Raw genomic sequence first — 18,344 nt, 5'->3', positions numbered from 1 at the left:
TTTTCTTCCAACAAACAAAAGTTTCGTGGTTCGCACGAAGATTCCATTTCCGCGCCGGTCTTCCCGGCTGGCCGCCTTCTGGCCCTTGGCCATCCGGCTGAAGCCTGGGGAAGCCCGGCGCTCGACCGTGCGAAGCAAGATCAAGAGGCCGAACAAAGCACCGCCGCGGAAGAAAATCAAATATTGCCGTAAAACGTCGTTAAACGGCTTATTTTGGCGTTTTGGAGCTTGGGGGGTATAAAACTATTAACCCATCGAAAAAAGCGTCTCAGACGGGCCGTACAAGGCCTAGGAGACCTTGTTTGTTTTTCTTCTTCAGCAAAGCAAGATATATTAAACCCTTGTGTATATTGAGCGGCAGCAACCACCTTTTTGCTGCTTTTATATACTTTTAGTATTTATATCTTTTAAATCTTTATATATTTTAGGAGGGGCCAAGATCCTTGATTTATCAAGGGTTTCAGCGATTTGGACAGTACATTTTTGGTGTTTATCTCGTACATTTTTGGTTGTTTCGGCGTACATTTTTGGTGTCCAGCGTACATTTTTGGTGTTTATCTCGTACATTTTTGGTTGTTTCGGCGTACATTTTTGGTGTCCAGCGTACATTTTTGGTGTTTATCTCGTACATATTGTTTTTTGTGTACGCTTTAATAAATAAAGCGTACATGTATGAAAAAATGTACTTTTTAACGCGAGTGTTTTCTTGTAGAATAGGATCAAGGAGTTATTTTCCTAATTTAGTAGGTGGAGGATGAGAGGATGCAGACTCCGGCTGTCCAGCCGCAGTACAACAGCGCCGTGACGAAGTCCAATGCGCTGATTGAGGCAAACTATAAGCTGTCCACTATCGAACAGAAGATCATCTTGTATATCATCAGCCAGATTCGCAAAGATGACGCCGATTTTAAAATGTATAAGCTGCCGATACAGGAGTTCTCTGAATTGCTCGGATATCGAGGAAGCCCTAAATACACGGAGCTTCGGGAGATCACGAAAAATTTGATGCGCAAGGTGCTTGAGATCAGAGAAGGCCAGAAGCTCAAACAGCTGAGCTGGGTTTCATACGTGGAATACGACGAGCATTCCGGCTATGTCAGCTTGGCCTTTGATCCCCGCTTGAAGCCCTACCTCCTGCAACTGAAAAGGGAATTCACGACCTATCGCCTGAAGAATGTGATGGAACTGAAAAGCTCTTACTCCATCCGCATGTACGAGCTTTTAAAACGTTGGCAGTATATGGGTGAGATCGTGATTCGCCTGGATGATTTGCGGATGATGGTTGGAGCAGGAGACAAGTATTCAGAATACCACAATTTCAAAAAACGGGTGCTCAATCCTGCCAGGAAGGAAATTTCGGAGAAGACAGACATCATGTTCACATATGAGGAGATAAGGGAAAAACGAAAAGTTGCGGCAATCCGCTTTCAAATCAGAGAGAAAGTCGTTGAGCCGGTTGTCGTTGCCTTGGAAGAGAAAAAGGAAGCTCAAGCAGATGATCGGTATTTGCAGTTTTTGGCTGTAGTGCAGGCTTATGACCGGTACATAACAGAACAGCAATTCACGAAGATAGCGGTCTTGGCTCAAAAAGCTTTCGGCGGAAACTGGATGGATGAGCTCATTCAAACGGCAAGGCGCATTATGCAACGAAATGACATCCGCGAACCGATTGCTTTTCTGACCTATTTCTTGAATGAAAAAGTGCAGCGGATTCAGGCTGGAATCGACCCAAATGAGGTGACCATTCACAGCCATGGAGGCGCTAGATTCGTCCGCCGCGAGATCGTGCCGGACTGGCTCCGGGGCTACGAAGAGCAGCTTGTTGCCGAAAGCGCCAAAAGCAAAGAGGTTGATGAAGATATCGAACAGATGCGGCGTGAGCTTGAGGAGCGGTTAAAGAAATACAAAGACTAAGTCCAGCCCGCGCCGGTCTTCCCGGCTGGCCGCCTTCTGGCCTTTGGCCATCCGGCCGGAGCCTGGGGAAGCCCGGCGCTCGGTCCATTCAAAGAAGCATCGTGCAAGCGGACTCATCCCGCAACCATGCGAAGCAACTTCAGGCAGCAACTCATCGCATCGCTGCGGGAAGGAAAGAAAAAAAACCCAATCAAAAGGAAAAACGCCTGATCGCAAGGTGTTGAGCCGATGACAAAACCCGCTGAAAAAATCAGCGGGTTTTCGCGTTAGTCTTATTTTTCGCTTCTCATAGGTAAGATAAAAACTCAAAGCCCAATTAAAAGCAGGTCTCAGCATCCAGGTTTCAATTCCTCATAGGTAAGATAAAAACCTCATTCGTTTGGTGGTGCAAAGGAAATTGGCTATTTGTTTCAATTCCTCATAGGTAAGATAAAAACTACGAGAAAAAGAACAGGAAATTGTTCGTTTGGCTGTTTCAATTCCTCATAGGTAAGATAAAAACACTATTTTGGCTTCTCAAACTAACATTCCTGCTTTTGCGTTTCAATTCCTCATAGGTAAGATAAAAACCTATAATTTTCGATGGACGTTCATAAAGACATTGTGTTTCAATTCCTCATAGGTAAGATAAAAACCAACGGGGAACGGGAGCTCGTCTCCCTGATCCCCGGCGCGTTTCAATTCCTCATAGGTAAGATAAAAACCCCAAAAAGCGTTGATACATCAACACTTTTCAAAACAGGGCAAGTCCAGTATACTCCATTTCGAAAATTCCGTCAATAGAGTGAATCGCTGATGGCTGTAGGAAGGAAAGAAAAAAAGAAACTGTCGTCGATCCCCCGGAGTTTTTGCACGATTGGAAGTCGACGACAGAAAGGATTGAAGCAGTTGTTTTTCATAAAAACATGAAAACCGCGTTAAACTCGAAAAACGGTCCGTACAAACATTTTTTCTTTCTTGAATAGAAAACCATTACCTTATCGATTAAAACGCGATACAGGCGAATTTGAGCGGTCATTTTTTAGCAAAGTGCCTATTTTTTTATTTTTACCAGCCCATATTATGAGAAATATTAAAACATTTAATGTCTGACAAAAATATAAAATACATATTTCGACAAATCGTGACAAAAACGAGATCGATCGAATCAAGTCCACGTTCGCCGGCGCTTCCGTTTCCTTTTGGTCCGGGTCCCCGGGGCGATGTGATGGTCGGCTGGTGGCCGGAAACGCTATGCTGACTGATGGCCGTCTCGCCGAAGCACGCGCCTTTCCGGCCCGTTCCAGCCTATCACATCGCCCTTCCCGAACCAAAAGACTACGGGTCGCCGGCGTGATCATCATTTCAACATTTCTAATATCTTACTGTCGCTTTTAACTGAATTATACGCAATTCAAAATGGTGATTTGATGATATACTCATCACCAATTTGATTCGCAAACAATCGGACGAATTTTTCCATTGTTGATTCTATGGTTCTTTGCATATTCGCCATGATCGTGGATAAATGAGGCATTTTCTCATTTTTCAAGAGATCTTTAAGATACGTCACGGCAGTCATTGATACTTCGGTATTTACATTAATCTTACAGATCCCGTTTTTGATTGTTTCGAGGATGATTTCATCAGGTGTGCCCGATCCTCCGTGGAGAACGAGAGGAATGTCAACTACCTGCCGGATTCTCTGGAGAAGATCAAGGTCAATTTTCGGCTCACCTTTATAGAGTCCATGCACAGTACCGATCGCAGCGGCCAAAAAATCCACGCCTGTTGCTTCGACAAACTCTTTGGCTAACTGTGGATCTGTGAGGGTCCCATCTCCTTCCTCTTCGTCAGAAAACTCTCCCCGCACCAGCGAACCAATCTCCGCTTCCACAGATACGCCCGCCATATGTGCTATTTCCACAATTTCTTTCGTACGTCTTATATTTTCATCCAAAGGATATCTCGAACCGTCGTACATGACGGATGTGAAACCGTTTCGTATGGCGCGAATAATCGATTCCATCTTGTAAGCGTGGTCCAAATGAAGAGCGACGGGGATACTCGACTTGGCCGCCAAAGCTTTTACCATCGCCGCGAACCCTTCTACATCGACGGAATCAAAATAGCGTTCACCCAGCGCAATAATGATCGGCTGTTTCAGCTTCTCGCCGACAGAAATTGCTGCCTGAACGGTTTCCAAGCTGTACACGTTGAAAGCGGCAACCGCATATTGATTCTTTTGTGCTTCGTAAAGCATAATTTTTGTGTCGGATAGCATGTTCTCATCTCCAACTCTTAATGTAGTATTATTACTTTCAGAAAATTTAATACAAAGAGATTCTACTACATTTATAACACAATATCAATGTAGTATATTTACAAAAAAACTATTGTGTGTGGAGACCTTAATCCGCTATAAAATTGATTAATTTAACATTTTTTAAGATGCAACTTATTGTTATAACCTAAATGATACTTCTGATTTAATGTAGTTTTATTTTTAAATTGTAGAAAAACTACATTAATGTAGTAAAAAACATGTTGAACTATATTTATCAATGTAGTAAAATTACAAGCGAAGGGAAGGTTTTGAAAATGGCTACTTTTCTGAATCGTATTGAAGCCATCGGGAAGGAGATGACAAATTCAGAAAAAAAGATTGTTAAAGTCTTATTAAATTCGGAAAAACCTTTTTTGCTTACGATGAATGAACTATCGAAGCTCAGCGGAGTAAGTGAGCCCAGTGTCGTTCGATTTTATAGAAGATTGGGTTACAGCAGCTATCAAGAATTGAAAGTTGCCCTAGCACAAGAAAATTTAAATGAAGCTGAGCCTGCTAACATTTTTGAGGAAATCGAGCTTGGAGATTCCCCACAACAGGTCTTCGAAAAGGTTGTGGAGCAGTCGATCATCGCTCTCAATACCACTAAACACATGATTAATTATGAAGCTTTAAATCATGCGGCGGAATTGATTGGTAAAGCAAAACGCTTGTTCTTTTTTGGGCATGGGTCGTCAGGGATTATCGCCGAGGATGCTGCGCATAAGTTCCTTAGGCTAGGTGAAACTGCCATTTCAATGAACGATGCACACATGCAATCGATAGCGGCGTCCCATATGAATGAAGACGACGTGATTTTCGCCATTTCCCATTCAGGAGAAAGTCGTGATCTGCTGGAGGTCCTTAAACAAGCAAAAGCGAACGGAGCCCGTCTGATCGTCATAACGGGCTTTAGCAAGTCGTCAATAGCACAAATGGCGGATGCTCTGCTCGTAACGAGTGCAAAAGAAACGGAGTTCCGCTCAGATGCGATGGTAAGCCGAATTGTTCAACTAGCCATTATTGATTCTCTTTCTGTGATCACTGTTTTACGAAAAGGAAAAGTTGCAATCGACGCTGTGAACCGATCCCGGTTAGCAGTAGCAAAACTAAAAACATAATCAATTAGAAAGGAGGATACTATGAAAATTTTAACGATTGGCGATGCGATGATTCGGGGGGAGCAGTTCAGTGAAGCCGCCAAATTACTTGGAGACCACGAAATCGTAACTACAGATTGGGAAGTAAATTGGGAACGCTTGCAAAACAGGAGATTGGTGATCGAACAGCAGGGTCCCGATGTAGAAGAAGTGCCTCCTATGTTCAAAGACAATAAAGATGCCGACATTGTACTGGGGCTGTTTGCACCTTTTTCGGCGAAAGCGATGGATACATTTGACAACTTGAAACTGATCGGCGTCGCCCGGGCAGGTACGGAAAATGTAGATGTAAAAGCGGCAACGGAACGCGGCATTATAGTGGTTCATGTAATGGGAAGAAACGCTGAGGCTGTTTCCGATTTTGCGATCGGTCTGATGCTGAGTGAAGCGCGAAACATTGCGCGAGCTCATACATCAATTAAAAACGGGCAGTGGCAGAAGGTGTTCAGCAATTCGAACCATATTCCGGAACTGAAAGGAAAAACGGTTGGAATTATCGGTTTTGGTTATATCGGCCGTCTTGTAGCCAAGAAGCTGAGCGGATTTGATGTGAATGTGATTGTGTACGATCCGTTCGTGACGCAAGAATCGATTGAAATGCCTAATGTTAGATTGGTAGATAAAGACACACTGTTTTCTGAATCCGATTTTATTACCATTCATGCGCGATTAACCAAGGAGAATTATCATTTCATCGGCCGTGAAGAGCTAGCAAAAATGAAACCAACAGCGTACCTGATCAATACAGCTCGTTCCGGGCTTATTGATACGGATGCACTGGTAGAAGCCCTCTCTGAGAAGAGGATTGCGGGGGCCGGTCTTGATGTATTTGATATCGAGCCCATTCCACAAGATCATCCGCTGCTTTCGCTTGATAACGTGACACTCACGACGCACATTGCCGGAACTACAACCGATGCACTAACCCAGTCACCTTATTTGCTCGTGGGAGAAGTAAAGAAGATTTTGGATGGCGGCAAAGCGAATTGGATTAAAAATCCCGAGGTTCTGGATCATCCAAAAGTAAAAGAATGGCTCGGTAGTTATGTGAAAAATTCGTAATTTTTTTCGAAAGAGAGACGGATTTATATCTGTGATTTCGTCTCTCTTCTTATACTAAACCTGAAAGCGATTACAGATAGAAGACCATTAATAAATAGGGGGATTGTGGAATGTATTCTATCTTTGGGTTAAGTCACAATGCGAGTTTGCTTCTCTATGCGATTGTATCCATTGTAGGCTTAATTTTCTTAATTGTCAGATATAAAATAAATCCATTTATTGCGCTCGTCATCGCTGGATTGTTTATGGGCTTGATTTCTGGGATGAAATTGCCAGATATCGTGAAGGCTTTTCAAGAAGGGGTCAGCGGTGTCTTGGGTTTCATTGCCATTGTCCTTGGGCTCGGAACGATGCTAGGAAAAATGATGGCTGAATCAGGGGCAGCAGAGCGTGTTGCCAAGACACTTGTCGGAATATTCGGTGAAAAAAATGTCCACTGGGCGATGATGCTGGTTGCCTTCATTTGTGGGATACCGGTGTTCTTTCAAGTTGGAGTTGTTCTGTTGATCCCGCTCGTGTTCACTCTAGCGAAACATACAAACACCTCTCTCATCAAAATTGGTCTATCGCTTGTTGCCGGACTTGCGGTTGTTCACAGCTTGGTGCCGCCTCATCCTGCTGCAATGCTGGCGGTCGGTACATTTAAGGCGGATATGGGAAAAACGATTTTTTACTCTATTCTTGTCGGTCTTCCTGCCGCAGCCGTGGCCGGACCGCTTTTCGGGAGTTACATTTCGAAAAAGGTTCGAGTAGAACCATCCGGTGTATTGGCGGAACAATTTACGGAGAGCGGCCGTAAGGATCTGCCTGGATTCGGAATCACAATCTTTACCATTTTATTCCCAGTCATTCTTATGCTTGTTGCTACTGTTGTAGATCTGCTGTATCCGGCTGAAAGCACCCTACGCACTTGGGTTGATTTTATCGGGAATCCGGTTGTATCGCTTCTGATTGCTCTTTTGTTTGCTTTCTATTCCTTTGGATTTGCCCGTGGATTTAACAGCGATCAGATTTTGAAATTTACCAATGACTGTCTCGGCCCTACAGCTTCCATCATTTTGATTATCGGTGCGGGAGGCGGTTTTAACAAAGTACTGACGGCGAGCGGAGTAGGAGATGCGATAGCCAATTATGCCGCGACTGCCCATATCTCTCCAATTCTCTTGGCATTCTTGATCGCAGGACTCATTCGTGCGGCTGTCGGTTCAGCCACTGTCGCGATGACGACGGCAGCCGGAATTGTTGCGCCTATTGCAGCTGTTATGCCGGGTGTCAGCCCTGAATTGTTAGTCCTTGCAACAGGAGCCGGTTCCATCATGCTCTCACATGTGAATGATTCAGGCTTCTGGCTGGTGAAAGAATACTTTAATATGTCGGTGACCGACACATTAAAAACATGGACAGTCATGGAAACGATCTTATCGTTCGTCTCCTTCCTCTGCGTTCTGATACTGGATATGTTTATCTAATTCTGATCAATGAACCGGCTTTTGTTTGAAATACATGTAAATGAATTAAAAAGGGGGGAATCTGCATGTCAAGGTCATCGGCTAATCCTATGGTGCTGGTGTTGGATATGGGGACGACAGGGGGCCGTGCGATTGTATTTGATGCCAATGGACAAGTACATGGTTCCGCCTATCGGGAATATCGGAGTGTGTTCCATTCTCCAACCGTGATCGACCACGACCCTGAAACATGGCTTCAAGCTATAAAAGAAGTGATCAACGAACTCAAACAGACGAAACCGGAGTGCTTAGCGAACGTTCTTGGTCTCGCGGTTACGTCGCAGCGGGCTACGATCCTCCCTGTTGACAAAAACGGTACTCCACTCGCACCGGCCATTCTGTGGCAGGATAAGCGTTCAATCAAAGAATGCAAAGAAATTGAAGAACGATTGGGTCACGACACAATTTATCAACGAACGGGTCTTAAAATCGATCCGTACTTTTCTCTGCCAAAAATTTTGTGGTTCCGAAATGAAAAGCCTGAGATTTATCACAACGCTGCCTACTTCTTAACGGCTCACGACTACATTGTGCATTCCTTGACAGGCGAATTTAAAACAGACTGGACTCAGGCCTCCCGTACCATGCTTTTCAACATTCACCGTTTTCAGTGGGACGATGAGATTATCAGGGAACTGGCACTGGATGAAAACAAACTGCCTCGAGCGTTTCCAACCGGGACAATCGCGGGCAGAATAACGAAACGGGCAGCAAGTGAGTTCGGATTGCCGGAAGGGCTTCCGGTTGTAATGGCAGGGGGAGACCAACAGTGTGCGGCCGTTGGTCTCGGGGCCGTTCAACCGGGAATTGTAAAAGTAACAACCGGCACAGGTTCGTTTGTTGTCGCACCTATTGATCATCCCGCCACAAGTTCGAAGCATAAGGTGGTTTGCAGTGCCTCCGCGATTCCGGGGCATTGGGTGATGGAAGCGGGAATCTTCACCACGGGATCCACGTATCGGTGGCTGCGCGATTTGCTCTCTTCGGATGACAAAAACAGTACACTGGGTTCATACGATGCTTTGAATCACCAGGTTGAACTGTCGAAGCCAGGGGCGAATGGTGTGCTGCATGTTCCTCATTATGCGGGCAGTGCGGCACCTTATTGGAATGCCAAGGCATCAGGAGTTCTGTTTAATTTATCTCTGGGGATCAAAAAATCGGATGTGATTCGTGCGTTTCTGGAAGGGATCTGTTTTGAAATCAACAAAAATCTGAAGATTATTGATTCAATGTTAAAGGAGAATTCCGATCAAAACCACGCAGGGTTGACGCAGGTTCATGTCAGTGGAGGTCTGGTGCGGTTAGATCTTTTTAATCAAATTCAGGCTGACATCTATGGGCTTAACGTGATTCCAGGAACCACTGAGCAAGCAAGCGCGCTTGGCGCCGCCATGATTGCTTTTGTAGCTCTGAAGGTGTTTGGAGATGTTACGGAAGCGAGTAAAACAATGGGAAGCCTGGATTTCGGACGAATGAAAATGCCAAACCCGGAGATGAGGGAAATTTATCAAGAGATGAGCGAACTGCACGATGCTATTTATCAAGCATTGTTGAAGGCTAATATTTATGAACGCTCCAGCAAGATAATAGAAAAGTTGAACAAGAAATACGGAAAAGAAACGATACCGATGTAAAGAGGCTCAGATAGAGCCTCTATTTTCTTGGTTTCGGTATCAAAAGAAATGAAGTGGAACCCTTTGGGATTTTTTTCATTGAGAAGTTTGGAGTGCAACATAATCAAGATTATAGGAAGCCCATTAAGTCTTAATTGTTTATTGCAACATAAAAGTGCAGAGGATTTGGTTTGTACCAACTTTACATGGAGTAGCGAGCGTGATAGCCTTGTTAGGCGAAGCTAGCCCTTGATATTACTGGCTTTTTAGTCACACTCACAGAGGATCTACGTTAAATTACAATTCTCTGCATTTTTCTTTGCAAAACTCTGTATTTTTGCTTTACAAAAAACATCTGTGGTACAGCGAAGCGATGCATGGGTGGCTGACAGGAAATGATATTCAAATCAAATAAGTACAAAAAATGTCCCTGTACATCTATATTTGTCTACCCAACCAAGAAGAGAAGGAGGGATTCTTTATCATTTCACTAGTTTGCGTTATATCTCAATTTAACGAATATGTATACATACAGAATAAATGTTTGGTATAATTTCAATAGATGGTTTATAAGCGTAAATTTAGTAGACTTAATGAGCACAGCATGGTATCTTTATATGCGCTTATAGAATAAATAGGATTTAGATAACAATAAAGACAAATATAGTAAATAAGAGGCTCAAAAAGAAAATGTTTAGGCTAAATAAGGAAGGGGTCTAATTTGACATTAATTGATCAAATTATTAATCACCCAATGTATTCAATTTTGGATAAAACAAAAGAATCCTTAGAAAATATTGAAAATGATGAGGATTTTACCACAAGTCTTGATGAGTACTCAATACAAACACTAAATAGAGTCCGGGCTGTTCTCTCCTGTTTAGAAGTACATATAAATTCGATAGACCCTTTATTATTACGTAAGGCATTGCAAGATCAGATAAATGCCGAACTTAATAATATTAATAATCAATTATTTAATTTTAATGTAACTTTTAGAGACCACAATCATTTAAACACTTTAAATCAAAGATTAGATAATATCCTACTCTTTACAAGCCAATTAGTTAACATAGTTAATGAGGAGTCAATTGAAACAATTCGCGAAACTGTTACTTCTTTTAGAAAATCAGTTGGACAACAGAAATCTTTTTTGGAGCGACAACAAGAAGAATTTTTAGAAAAGTCATCTTCTATTTACGATCAGATTGAAGATTTTAAACAGAAGATAGAAGATTATGAGTCAAAGCTTAATTTGGAGTTACAAAAAATTCAAGATAAATATAATGAACTCCACCAAAATTTCATTACTTCTCAAGAGTCTAGATCTCAGCAATTTCTAGAACTTAAAGAAAATTTTATTGAAGAATTTGATGAGATTACTGAAGATTTAAATAACAAAACCCAAGAAATTATATCGTCATTTCGGGAAAAATTTGATTCTATAACAGAAGAGTTAACTTCAACATATGAATCCTTTTTAGAAGAAACCAAACAGAAACTGGCTGATTACGACAGTATGTTAGAGTCCCATAAAAAATCAGTTGAGGAATTAGTGGGTATTATATCAACCAGTTCAATTTCTGGACACTTTAAAGAAGTCGCTGATTATAAGAGAAAAGCAGCTTTTTGGTGGCAAATAGGAACTATAGGTTCGTTCTTAGTTACAATTGCATATGGCTTTTACGCTTTTATATGGAATAACCACGAAATTGATTGGCCTGGATTAATTGCACGATTTATTGTTACTGTTGCCCTAGGTTCCCTAACCGCTTATACAGCAAAACAAGCAGCATATAATGAAGCTGAAGAAAGAAAAAATAGAAAGATGGAAGTCGAATTAAAAACTTTAAACCCATATCTTGCATCTTTCTCACCTGAAGACCAAATAAAACTTAAACAACAATTGTTTCCTCATATTTTTGGTAAAGAAGAAGTCGCTGTTAGCCAAGAAACTACACCGACAAGTAACGCTAACTCTGACTTAGTTAATGTTCCCTTAAACACTAATTTGGTAACACAGGCTATTCAAGTTCTTATAGACGCTGCTAAAAACACTAAAACTCAATAACTTTTTCGTTAAAATTGTCAAAATGATGCTTTTATGATATATTCGTCCCCCCTGATGTTTCAAAGGGGGGGATGATTTCATTGAGAAGTTTGGAATGCAACATAATAGTTGTTACATTAAATCAATTTAACTCATCGTATAATATACATTATATGACTAACAATTGATTCTTTTTTATGATATACTCGTCATATAATGTTATTTTTTAAACCGATTATTTGCTCTTCGAATCCTTTTAAACTCGTCGTATAAGTGAAAGGGTGAAAAAATGCTCAACGAGTATGTCACTTACCTTCAGGAAAAAGGAGCTTCCCCAAATACGATCATCTCCTATACGAATGACTTGAATATCTTTTTCAATGATTTACATATCCGTCCAAGTGATTACGTCACGCCGGCCGACATTCGCAAATGGATCCAGCAAATGTTGAATCCGGCGGAAGGAAAACCGTTGGCCATTTCCACGATCAATCGTCGCTTGAATTCGTTGCGAAGCTTTTATGCTTGGGCGGTCGAACATCATAAGATCGAACAGAACCCCATGAAAGACATCCAGGATTTAAAATCAGCCGATGAAGATAACGAAAAAATTATGTGGCTGACGGAAGAAGAATTCGAGGACTTATTGCATCGGATGCGGAAAAAGCCGATGCAAAGCCGGGGAGTCGATCCCGAGGAGAAATATCGTCGGGACCGTGCGGTGGTGTACTTGCTTACCTATGCAGGATTGCGTGTGGAAGAGTTATCAAATTTAAAATTAACGGACTTGGATTTAGAAATGAAACGAATTCGGATCGTGGGGAAGGGAATGAAGGTCCGGACCGTACCGATCTCAAACATCCTACTGGCGGAACTTGAGGATTGGCTGAAGTTTCGCGCGGAAATGGCGAAAAAGAAGCCGCATGTCGCCGAATCGCCATACGTCTTTTACAGCCAACGCTCGCCGAAGTTTTCGGTCCGGGGCATTCAGCGAATGATCGAAAGCTACAGCCTGCCGAATAAAAAATTAACTCCACATATGTTCCGACATACGTTTTGCAAATGGATGCTAAAGGCGACGAACAACGATATTGAAAAAGTGCGTCGGTTGGCCGGCCATAGTCACATCGCGACGACGTCAAGGTACTTAAAGGATAGCTACAGCGATTTGGCGGACGCGGTGGAGGCGTTGCCGAAGTTTTAAACCTATTTTTTATATGATGTACAATATAAACACTTATCAACTATAGATGAGCAAATCCGCTAACGTAATTTGTCCCGGCTGGCTGCGTCGCCGCACGTGTTGGGGCTCGTGTTGACGCTGCGTCAACTTTGGGATGTCCTCGAGGGAAACCGCCGCCTCCATGAGGGACATCCATGGCGTCTCGATCTCCCATCAGACGGTGCTCCACTACGCCAACAGCGTCGCGCTTTGGATCAAGCCCTTTGTCGACCGGTTCCCGTATGAGCTGTCCGGTTCGTTTTGCGGGGACGAGACGTATATTCGCGTCAAAGGGCGCTGGCATTACCTGTTCTTTCTATTTGACGCCGTCAAAAAGATCGTGCTGTCCTATCGCGTCTCGCCCAACCGGGACACGCTCTCGGCCATCAAGGTCATCGATGATGTCCTCAGGAAGTTGGTGTCCCTCCCGGACGACTTGTCATTTGTCGTCGACGGCAACCCGATTTACCGGCTGGCGCAACACTTCTTTGCCCAACACGGGATTTCGTTTGACGTCCGCCAGGTGATCGGCCTGACCAACGAAGATCCGGTCTCGGAAGAGTTTCGCCCTCTCAAGCAGATCATCGAGCGATTCAACCGGACGTTTAAAGGCAGCTGCCGTCCGACCCATGGGTTCGGTGCGGAAGAAGGCTCGGTGTCCTTTGTGACGCTGTTTGTGGCGTATTTCAACTTTCTGCGCCCGCATAGCGCGCTCGAAGGCCGGGTGTCGGTCGTCATCTCGGAGCTCGCCGAGCTGCCGCATATGCCGGCCCGTTGGACAAAGCTGATCGCCCTGGCCCAAGCGTTTCTCCAACAAGAGGCGGCCTGACTTTTTGTCCTCCGGAGCCCGTTGAACAGAACTCCTGCCGGATTCGGCGAAGCGAACCCTTGACCAACCGAACACCGCCAAAGGTAAAATTCGGTCATGGCAAGGACGGCTTTCTTATTGCCTTCTTTTTTGTCTCCGTCGCCCTTGACGACTCTTTCTCACCTTTGACGGGTGTTGGTCAAGGGCGAATTCGGCTCTCCGCATGCCCCACGATGCTCAATGGGATGGCCTGTGTGGAGTTTTCATAGAATTTTTGACGCTACCCGATTTTATTTTTGGTTTGACATAAATGCATAAATGATTACGCCTCCGTTTTCCTGTATTTTCGGAAAGAATGATGCACTATTCTTCAAACACCTCATTCATCAACTCTTCAATCTCTTTCCACCGCTTCTCTGTTTCTTTTTTATCCAACCGGAACTTTCCGTTCTCTTGTACAATCACATCACCGGCGCGGGCGTTTTTTGGCAGTTTGCTTTTCTCAATATCGATCATTTTGCCATCCTCCGCCTCACAAACTGCCCATTTACCCTCGAAACGATCAATGATATATTTCATTTAACCACCTCTAATAAATTGGTTTTACGTTGAAGGTAAGCGTTGTCCCATTGGTTGTCGCGATAATCGTTCCTTGTTTGTCTGTACGGAATACCTTTACTTTATAAGCTTTCAAACGATTCAAAACTTCCGGTGTCGGATGACCATAGGCGTTCTTGCCAACTGAGATTACCGCATACGTTGGTTTTGCAGCTTTTAAAAGCGTCGCGCTGGTCGATGTTTTTGCACCATGATGACCTACTTTCAACACATCAGCGCGTAAATCCTTTTTCGCTTTAACCATATCCGCTTCTGCTCGAGTCTCGGCGTCACCTGTAAACAGGAATGACTTTTTGCCATAGGTCACTTTTAGAACAGCGCTCCAGTCATTTGTATCGCTAGTGCTGTACGATTTTACAGGGCCAACAAACTTAGCAGTCACACCTTTTATTGGCAAGACAACGTCAGCTTTAGCAACCTTTATAGTAAGCTTTTCATTTTTAACAGCAGTCAAAAAATCCTTGTATGCTTGCGTTGTACTACCGACCCTTGGGGCATATACGCTTTTTACAGGGAAAGCCTTGAGAACCTCATCAAGACCGCCAATATGGTCGGCGTCTGGATGAGTCGCGATCATGATCTCGATGTCCTTTACCTTCTGCTTTTTAAGATAGGCGACGACATCACTGCCATCTTTATTTCCTCCATCAATGAGAATGTCCTCTCCATTTGGCGCTTTAATGTAAATACTGTCACCTTGCCCAACATTGATGAAGTGTACATACATGTTTTTTGGGGCTGCGTCTGTCACAATTCCCGGTAGTATTGCTATCATAAATACAATTACAGCTACCATCAGCATCTTGATTTTCCTCATTGAAAACTCCCCCTTTTACTTTTCAAGAAGATTATACCATCACTTGAGCTAAGAGGGAGTATAGAAAACAAACAGGAGGCGAAAAAATGTTCGATATTATCGGAAGACTAAGGTGTCCGGTATGCTCAAAAATTGTCCGCCCTAGCGATAAAGTGTTCTTGGATATAATCAATACAATCATCCACCAGAGATGCTACCATCAAAATTTGTCCCGTAAATTCCTCCCATTCAAAGACAAAGGAACATTTCAACATATGTTGCTGAAGTATCCGTTTTTACTTGATGATCATGATAATGAAAGTGTTTGATTTTGTGTCTGACAAAAAAATAAATTAAGTTCGTTTTTTTCAAGACGCGATGATATGCTATGTCCTCAGAATCCCCTGACCGGGGACAGCCACTGTCCATATTGTCACGGGAGACACGTTTATTATTTCAGTCTGTCGCGACTCACTGTCCATCGTCTCGGACGGCCGCTAATCCACTGGGACATCTGTCGCGACACATTCCGCATCTTGTCCTATGCCAGACAATTGCTGTCTTGACTTAAGACAGGAAACAAATTTATGTCACCTGGTTGTCTTGTTGTCCATGATTCACCCTACTCCTTTTTGTCTTCACCAAGGACAAGTGAGAAAACAACAGGAGTGGCCGTTGTCCTCCGACGGAATGCTTTCGCGACACCTTGTCGCAACTGTATATCTTAGTTGCATAGATTTTTGATTGATCGAGGAACAGGGACACGACCCTTGCCCTCATCTTTTATTTCATACCGCCCTTTGCGTCATTCCAGTGTCCTCACCTTCATTCGCTCCCCTGATTCTAAGGAGAATTTTTATCTTATTGGTAAATTTGCATTGAGAATTATGTTCTAAATAATCATATCATCACCAACCAAAATCTAATCAATAAACCTATCCCCTTTATAATAACTACTAACTGGCATTTTCACCTTGCAGCTATGCGTCCAAAATCAATCTTTAAAATCCCTTTTACCATCCTTTTTGCGATGATCCGCTTGCATTTCACCCTTCATCGAAGTGAAAATCTGAAGTTTAAAACCCTCGGGACTCCCCCCACCAATCTAATGAGGTATTGGAACAAAACCAATTTGGTTTATTCTTTCTTTATGGTCGGGGGGGAGCAAGCAGGCTGACGCCCATAATATAAGGGCGACGAACCATTTCACGGGAACGTCAGTTCTTGACCAACCTCTTAAGCTGCTGGACACGCCGCACCGATATCTGAAGCATCATGGCCAGCTGCTTATTTGTCGCGTCAGGGTGTCGCTCCATTGCCTTCTGCAGTTGCCATGCCTTGTCCTCCGTTCGCTCCCGTTGTTCCTCGAGGTACTCCTCCCTTGTCTTCGCCCCTTGTCCCCGGCGCAACTCCCCTGTCCTCGCCCTGTCGCGTTCCCGTTTCCGCCGGCGCTTCTCATTGGCGTCAATAATGGTCTGCAAGTGTCGCTGTTCCTCCGGCGTGATGTCCAGCCATCGAATGATCGTAGAGTTCTTCAGATTATAGCCGGCGCCGGGATAGCCTTTCTTCCTCGCCTCCTCATTCGCCTTTGCATCATTCCTAGCCATCCACGCTTTCTCGGCGCTTTTTGTCGCCCGGATCACCTCTTTTTCAGACAACGGCTCCTTAAATCCAGCGTTCAGCTCTATCATCTGTTTCAACGCCTCCTCAGGATCATCAGTAAGACAACAACTCCAGTATCGGTATAAAAAACAAAACAGTTCCCTATACCCCTTGAGATCATAGTCCCTTAGCTCCGCAAGACGGATCAAATCCAACAGCCTGGCATAGTGCAGCGTCTGGATATTATGTAGCCGGACAAGTTTCCCTTTTCTTCCTTTCTTCCCTGTCTCCGCCCTTGTCAATTCCGGCAAGTACTCATATTGCAAGTCACGGAGGACATACCTGTCGCCGTGCCGGTACTCGACGACGACCTCCCTTTTGCTCTTGGAGTTGACCGACCCGTCGATCCGGAACACCCTGGTCGGATCCAGCGACTTCTTGTCCGCCCCCACATAGCTGAGTTGCTCATAAAAATAGTTCTCCACCGCCTTCCACAGCGGCAAGGCCTTGTACGGGACCGGATCGATCAACCAAACGCATACGATTCCGCGACCCGAGAAAATGATGAGATTAGGTTCAGGCAAGATATTGTCATAGAATACCTCGATGTCCAACTTCCCGACCACCCACTCCGGCTCATAGCCAATCGTATGGCAATCCACATCCACGTACAGAGCCCTCAGCTGCCTTATATTCTCGATTCTTCGTTGAGGCTTATAAAAGGTGTTTTGGCTAAAATAGACGTCCTCTCCAAGCCATTTAGGCAGTTCTACAGCCAATTCGTTGGGCTGGTAGTGATACTGCTTCCATCCCCCGTCCGGTTCCTTCTTCGCCAGCGTGATCCATCCTGAGGCGCCTCGATGCTGAAACGTCACATGGCGCTTTGCACGATCCAAAGGGGAAAGTTCCATATTCTCGAGCTTAAAATTCTCCACCGAACGCCCTCCCTGCGTGGGAAACAACCGCATAGCCATGCAAATGCGAGATGCGATCATTATGCAGAAAGACAGCGGCCGTCCCTTCAAAATTTACACACCATTCAAATAGAAAAAGGGAAAATAAGAATGCCATGAGGATCAATCGAGGCCTATTGAATAGGAGAGGACTCTGGCGGTCTTGAATTTCGACACTTTATTTCAAAATCCTCCATTTATTTCAAAAATCGTCAAATCGATTAACAAAAATGCTCTTTTGGCTGCATTTCTTGGAACACCGGCGACCCGTAGTCTTTTGGGCCGGGAAGGGCGGTGTGATAGGCTGGACCGAGCCGGAAGGCGAGGGCTTCGGCGCTTGGGCTTGCAGTGGGGGAGCCTTTCCGGCTGCCAGCCGACCATCACACCGCCCCGGGGACCCGGACCAAAAGGAAACGGAAGCGCCGGTGCGGCCGCACCTATCTGTCGCTTTTTGTCGAAAATTAACCAATATTTAATGTCAGACAAAAAATAAAACAATAAACATCATTATTGACCGCGGCGGTGCTTTGATCGTCCTCTTGATCCTGCTTCGCACGGCCGTAGGTAGCGGAAGGCGCTGGATCGCGATCGGCTTCTTCGAGCGACCGAGCGCCGGGCTTCCCCAGGCTCCGGCCGGATGGCCAAGGGCCAGAAGGCGGCCAGCCGGGAAGACCGGCGCGGAAATGGAATCTTCGTGCGAACCACGAAACTTTTGTTTGTTGGAAGAAAA

General features: G+C 44.3%; 13 protein-coding genes, 1 pseudogene and 1 CRISPR repeat array. Of the genes and pseudogenes, 9 read left to right on the top strand and 5 right to left on the bottom strand.

Annotation, left to right across the window (positions count from 1 at the left end):
• On the top strand, positions 1-192 hold a 192-nt coding region (locus JCR24_RS16965; protein ID WP_238981071.1), incomplete at its 5' end, for a hypothetical protein.
• A gap of 570 nt (positions 193-762) precedes the next feature.
• A complete protein-coding gene (locus tag JCR24_RS16960) occupies positions 763-1,914 on the top strand; it encodes a replication initiation protein (protein ID WP_050368798.1) in 1,152 nt (383 codons plus the stop codon).
• 275 nt (positions 1,915-2,189) lie between these two features.
• A CRISPR array of direct repeats spans positions 2,190-2,618; the repeat unit is 30 nt; unit sequence GTTTCAATTCCTCATAGGTAAGATAAAAAC.
• 689 nt (positions 2,619-3,307) lie between these two features.
• Here JCR24_RS16960 and JCR24_RS16955 read toward each other — a convergent pair.
• Positions 3,308-4,177 (bottom strand): class II fructose-bisphosphate aldolase, encoded by an 870-nt coding sequence (locus JCR24_RS16955; protein WP_238981070.1) that lies wholly within the window; start codon positions 4,175-4,177, stop codon positions 3,308-3,310.
• 260 nt (positions 4,178-4,437) lie between these two features.
• Here JCR24_RS16955 and JCR24_RS16950 point away from each other — a divergent pair, with 260 nt between their 5' ends.
• The 7 genes and pseudogenes from JCR24_RS16950 to JCR24_RS16920 form a co-directional block, all read left to right on the top strand.
• Positions 4,438-5,340: a MurR/RpiR family transcriptional regulator gene (locus JCR24_RS16950; RefSeq protein ID WP_129447311.1), complete on the top strand. Its 903-nt coding sequence runs from the start codon at positions 4,438-4,440 to the stop codon at positions 5,338-5,340.
• A gap of 21 nt (positions 5,341-5,361) precedes the next feature.
• Positions 5,362-6,441 carry a 2-hydroxyacid dehydrogenase gene (locus tag JCR24_RS16945; protein ID WP_129447310.1) on the top strand — a complete coding sequence of 360 codons (1,080 nt, stop codon included), beginning with the start codon at positions 5,362-5,364 and terminating at the stop codon, positions 6,439-6,441.
• 110 nt (positions 6,442-6,551) lie between these two features.
• A complete protein-coding gene (locus JCR24_RS16940) occupies positions 6,552-7,910 on the top strand; it encodes a GntP family permease (protein ID WP_129447309.1) in 1,359 nt (452 codons plus the stop codon).
• A 65-nt stretch (positions 7,911-7,975) separates the two neighbouring features.
• Positions 7,976-9,586, top strand: coding sequence for an FGGY-family carbohydrate kinase (locus JCR24_RS16935; protein ID WP_129447308.1), 1,611 nt, complete (start codon positions 7,976-7,978; stop codon positions 9,584-9,586).
• A gap of 700 nt (positions 9,587-10,286) precedes the next feature.
• Positions 10,287-11,636, top strand: coding sequence for a hypothetical protein (locus JCR24_RS16930; protein ID WP_129447599.1), 1,350 nt, complete (start codon positions 10,287-10,289; stop codon positions 11,634-11,636).
• Positions 11,637-11,904: 268 nt separating this feature from the next.
• Complete coding sequence (locus JCR24_RS16925; protein WP_129447598.1) at positions 11,905-12,819, top strand: tyrosine-type recombinase/integrase; 915 nt, start codon at positions 11,905-11,907, stop codon at positions 12,817-12,819.
• A gap of 66 nt (positions 12,820-12,885) precedes the next feature.
• A pseudogene (locus tag JCR24_RS16920) lies at positions 12,886-13,666 on the top strand (IS6 family transposase); the annotation flags it as partial.
• A gap of 342 nt (positions 13,667-14,008) precedes the next feature.
• Here JCR24_RS16920 and JCR24_RS16915 read toward each other — a convergent pair.
• The 4 genes from JCR24_RS16915 to JCR24_RS16900 all read right to left on the bottom strand — a co-directional run.
• Positions 14,009-14,224, bottom strand: coding sequence for a DUF3006 domain-containing protein (locus JCR24_RS16915; protein WP_129447326.1), 216 nt, complete (start codon positions 14,222-14,224; stop codon positions 14,009-14,011).
• 10 nt (positions 14,225-14,234) lie between these two features.
• Positions 14,235-15,080 (bottom strand): ComEC/Rec2 family competence protein, encoded by an 846-nt coding sequence (locus JCR24_RS16910; RefSeq protein ID WP_129447325.1) that lies wholly within the window; start codon positions 15,078-15,080, stop codon positions 14,235-14,237.
• 1,196 nt (positions 15,081-16,276) lie between these two features.
• Positions 16,277-17,596, bottom strand: a complete 1,320-nt coding sequence (locus JCR24_RS16905) for a replication protein (RefSeq protein WP_129447324.1) — start codon at positions 17,594-17,596, stop codon at positions 16,277-16,279.
• Positions 17,597-18,092: 496 nt separating this feature from the next.
• Positions 18,093-18,344, bottom strand: a 252-nt coding sequence (locus tag JCR24_RS16900; protein ID WP_238981069.1) for a hypothetical protein, incomplete at its 5' end; no start/stop codon positions are given.

The organism is Geobacillus sp. YHL (genome assembly GCF_022341265.1).
GTDB classification, from domain to species: domain Bacteria; phylum Bacillota; class Bacilli; order Bacillales; family Anoxybacillaceae; genus Geobacillus; species Geobacillus thermoleovorans.
Note: the sequence above shows the minus strand (reverse complement) of the source record. Positions and strands in the feature narration are given on the sequence as shown.

Bases quoted from the DNA above. Each gene is read 5' to 3' on its own strand.
- JCR24_RS16960 (WP_050368798.1), top strand. From the start codon at position 763: ATGCAGACTCCGGCTGTCCAGCCGCAGTACAACAGCGCCGTGACGAAG.
- JCR24_RS16955 (WP_238981070.1), bottom strand. From the start codon at position 4,177: ATGCTATCCGACACAAAAATTATGCTTTACGAAGCACAAAAGAATCAA.
- JCR24_RS16950 (WP_129447311.1), top strand. From the start codon at position 4,438: ATGTTGAACTATATTTATCAATGTAGTAAAATTACAAGCGAAGGGAAG.
- JCR24_RS16945 (WP_129447310.1), top strand. From the start codon at position 5,362: ATGAAAATTTTAACGATTGGCGATGCGATGATTCGGGGGGAGCAGTTC.
- JCR24_RS16940 (WP_129447309.1), top strand. From the start codon at position 6,552: ATGTATTCTATCTTTGGGTTAAGTCACAATGCGAGTTTGCTTCTCTAT.
- JCR24_RS16935 (WP_129447308.1), top strand. From the start codon at position 7,976: ATGTCAAGGTCATCGGCTAATCCTATGGTGCTGGTGTTGGATATGGGG.
- JCR24_RS16925 (WP_129447598.1), top strand. From the start codon at position 11,905: ATGCTCAACGAGTATGTCACTTACCTTCAGGAAAAAGGAGCTTCCCCA.
- JCR24_RS16915 (WP_129447326.1), bottom strand. From the start codon at position 14,224: ATGAAATATATCATTGATCGTTTCGAGGGTAAATGGGCAGTTTGTGAG.
- JCR24_RS16910 (WP_129447325.1), bottom strand. From the start codon at position 15,080: ATGAGGAAAATCAAGATGCTGATGGTAGCTGTAATTGTATTTATGATA.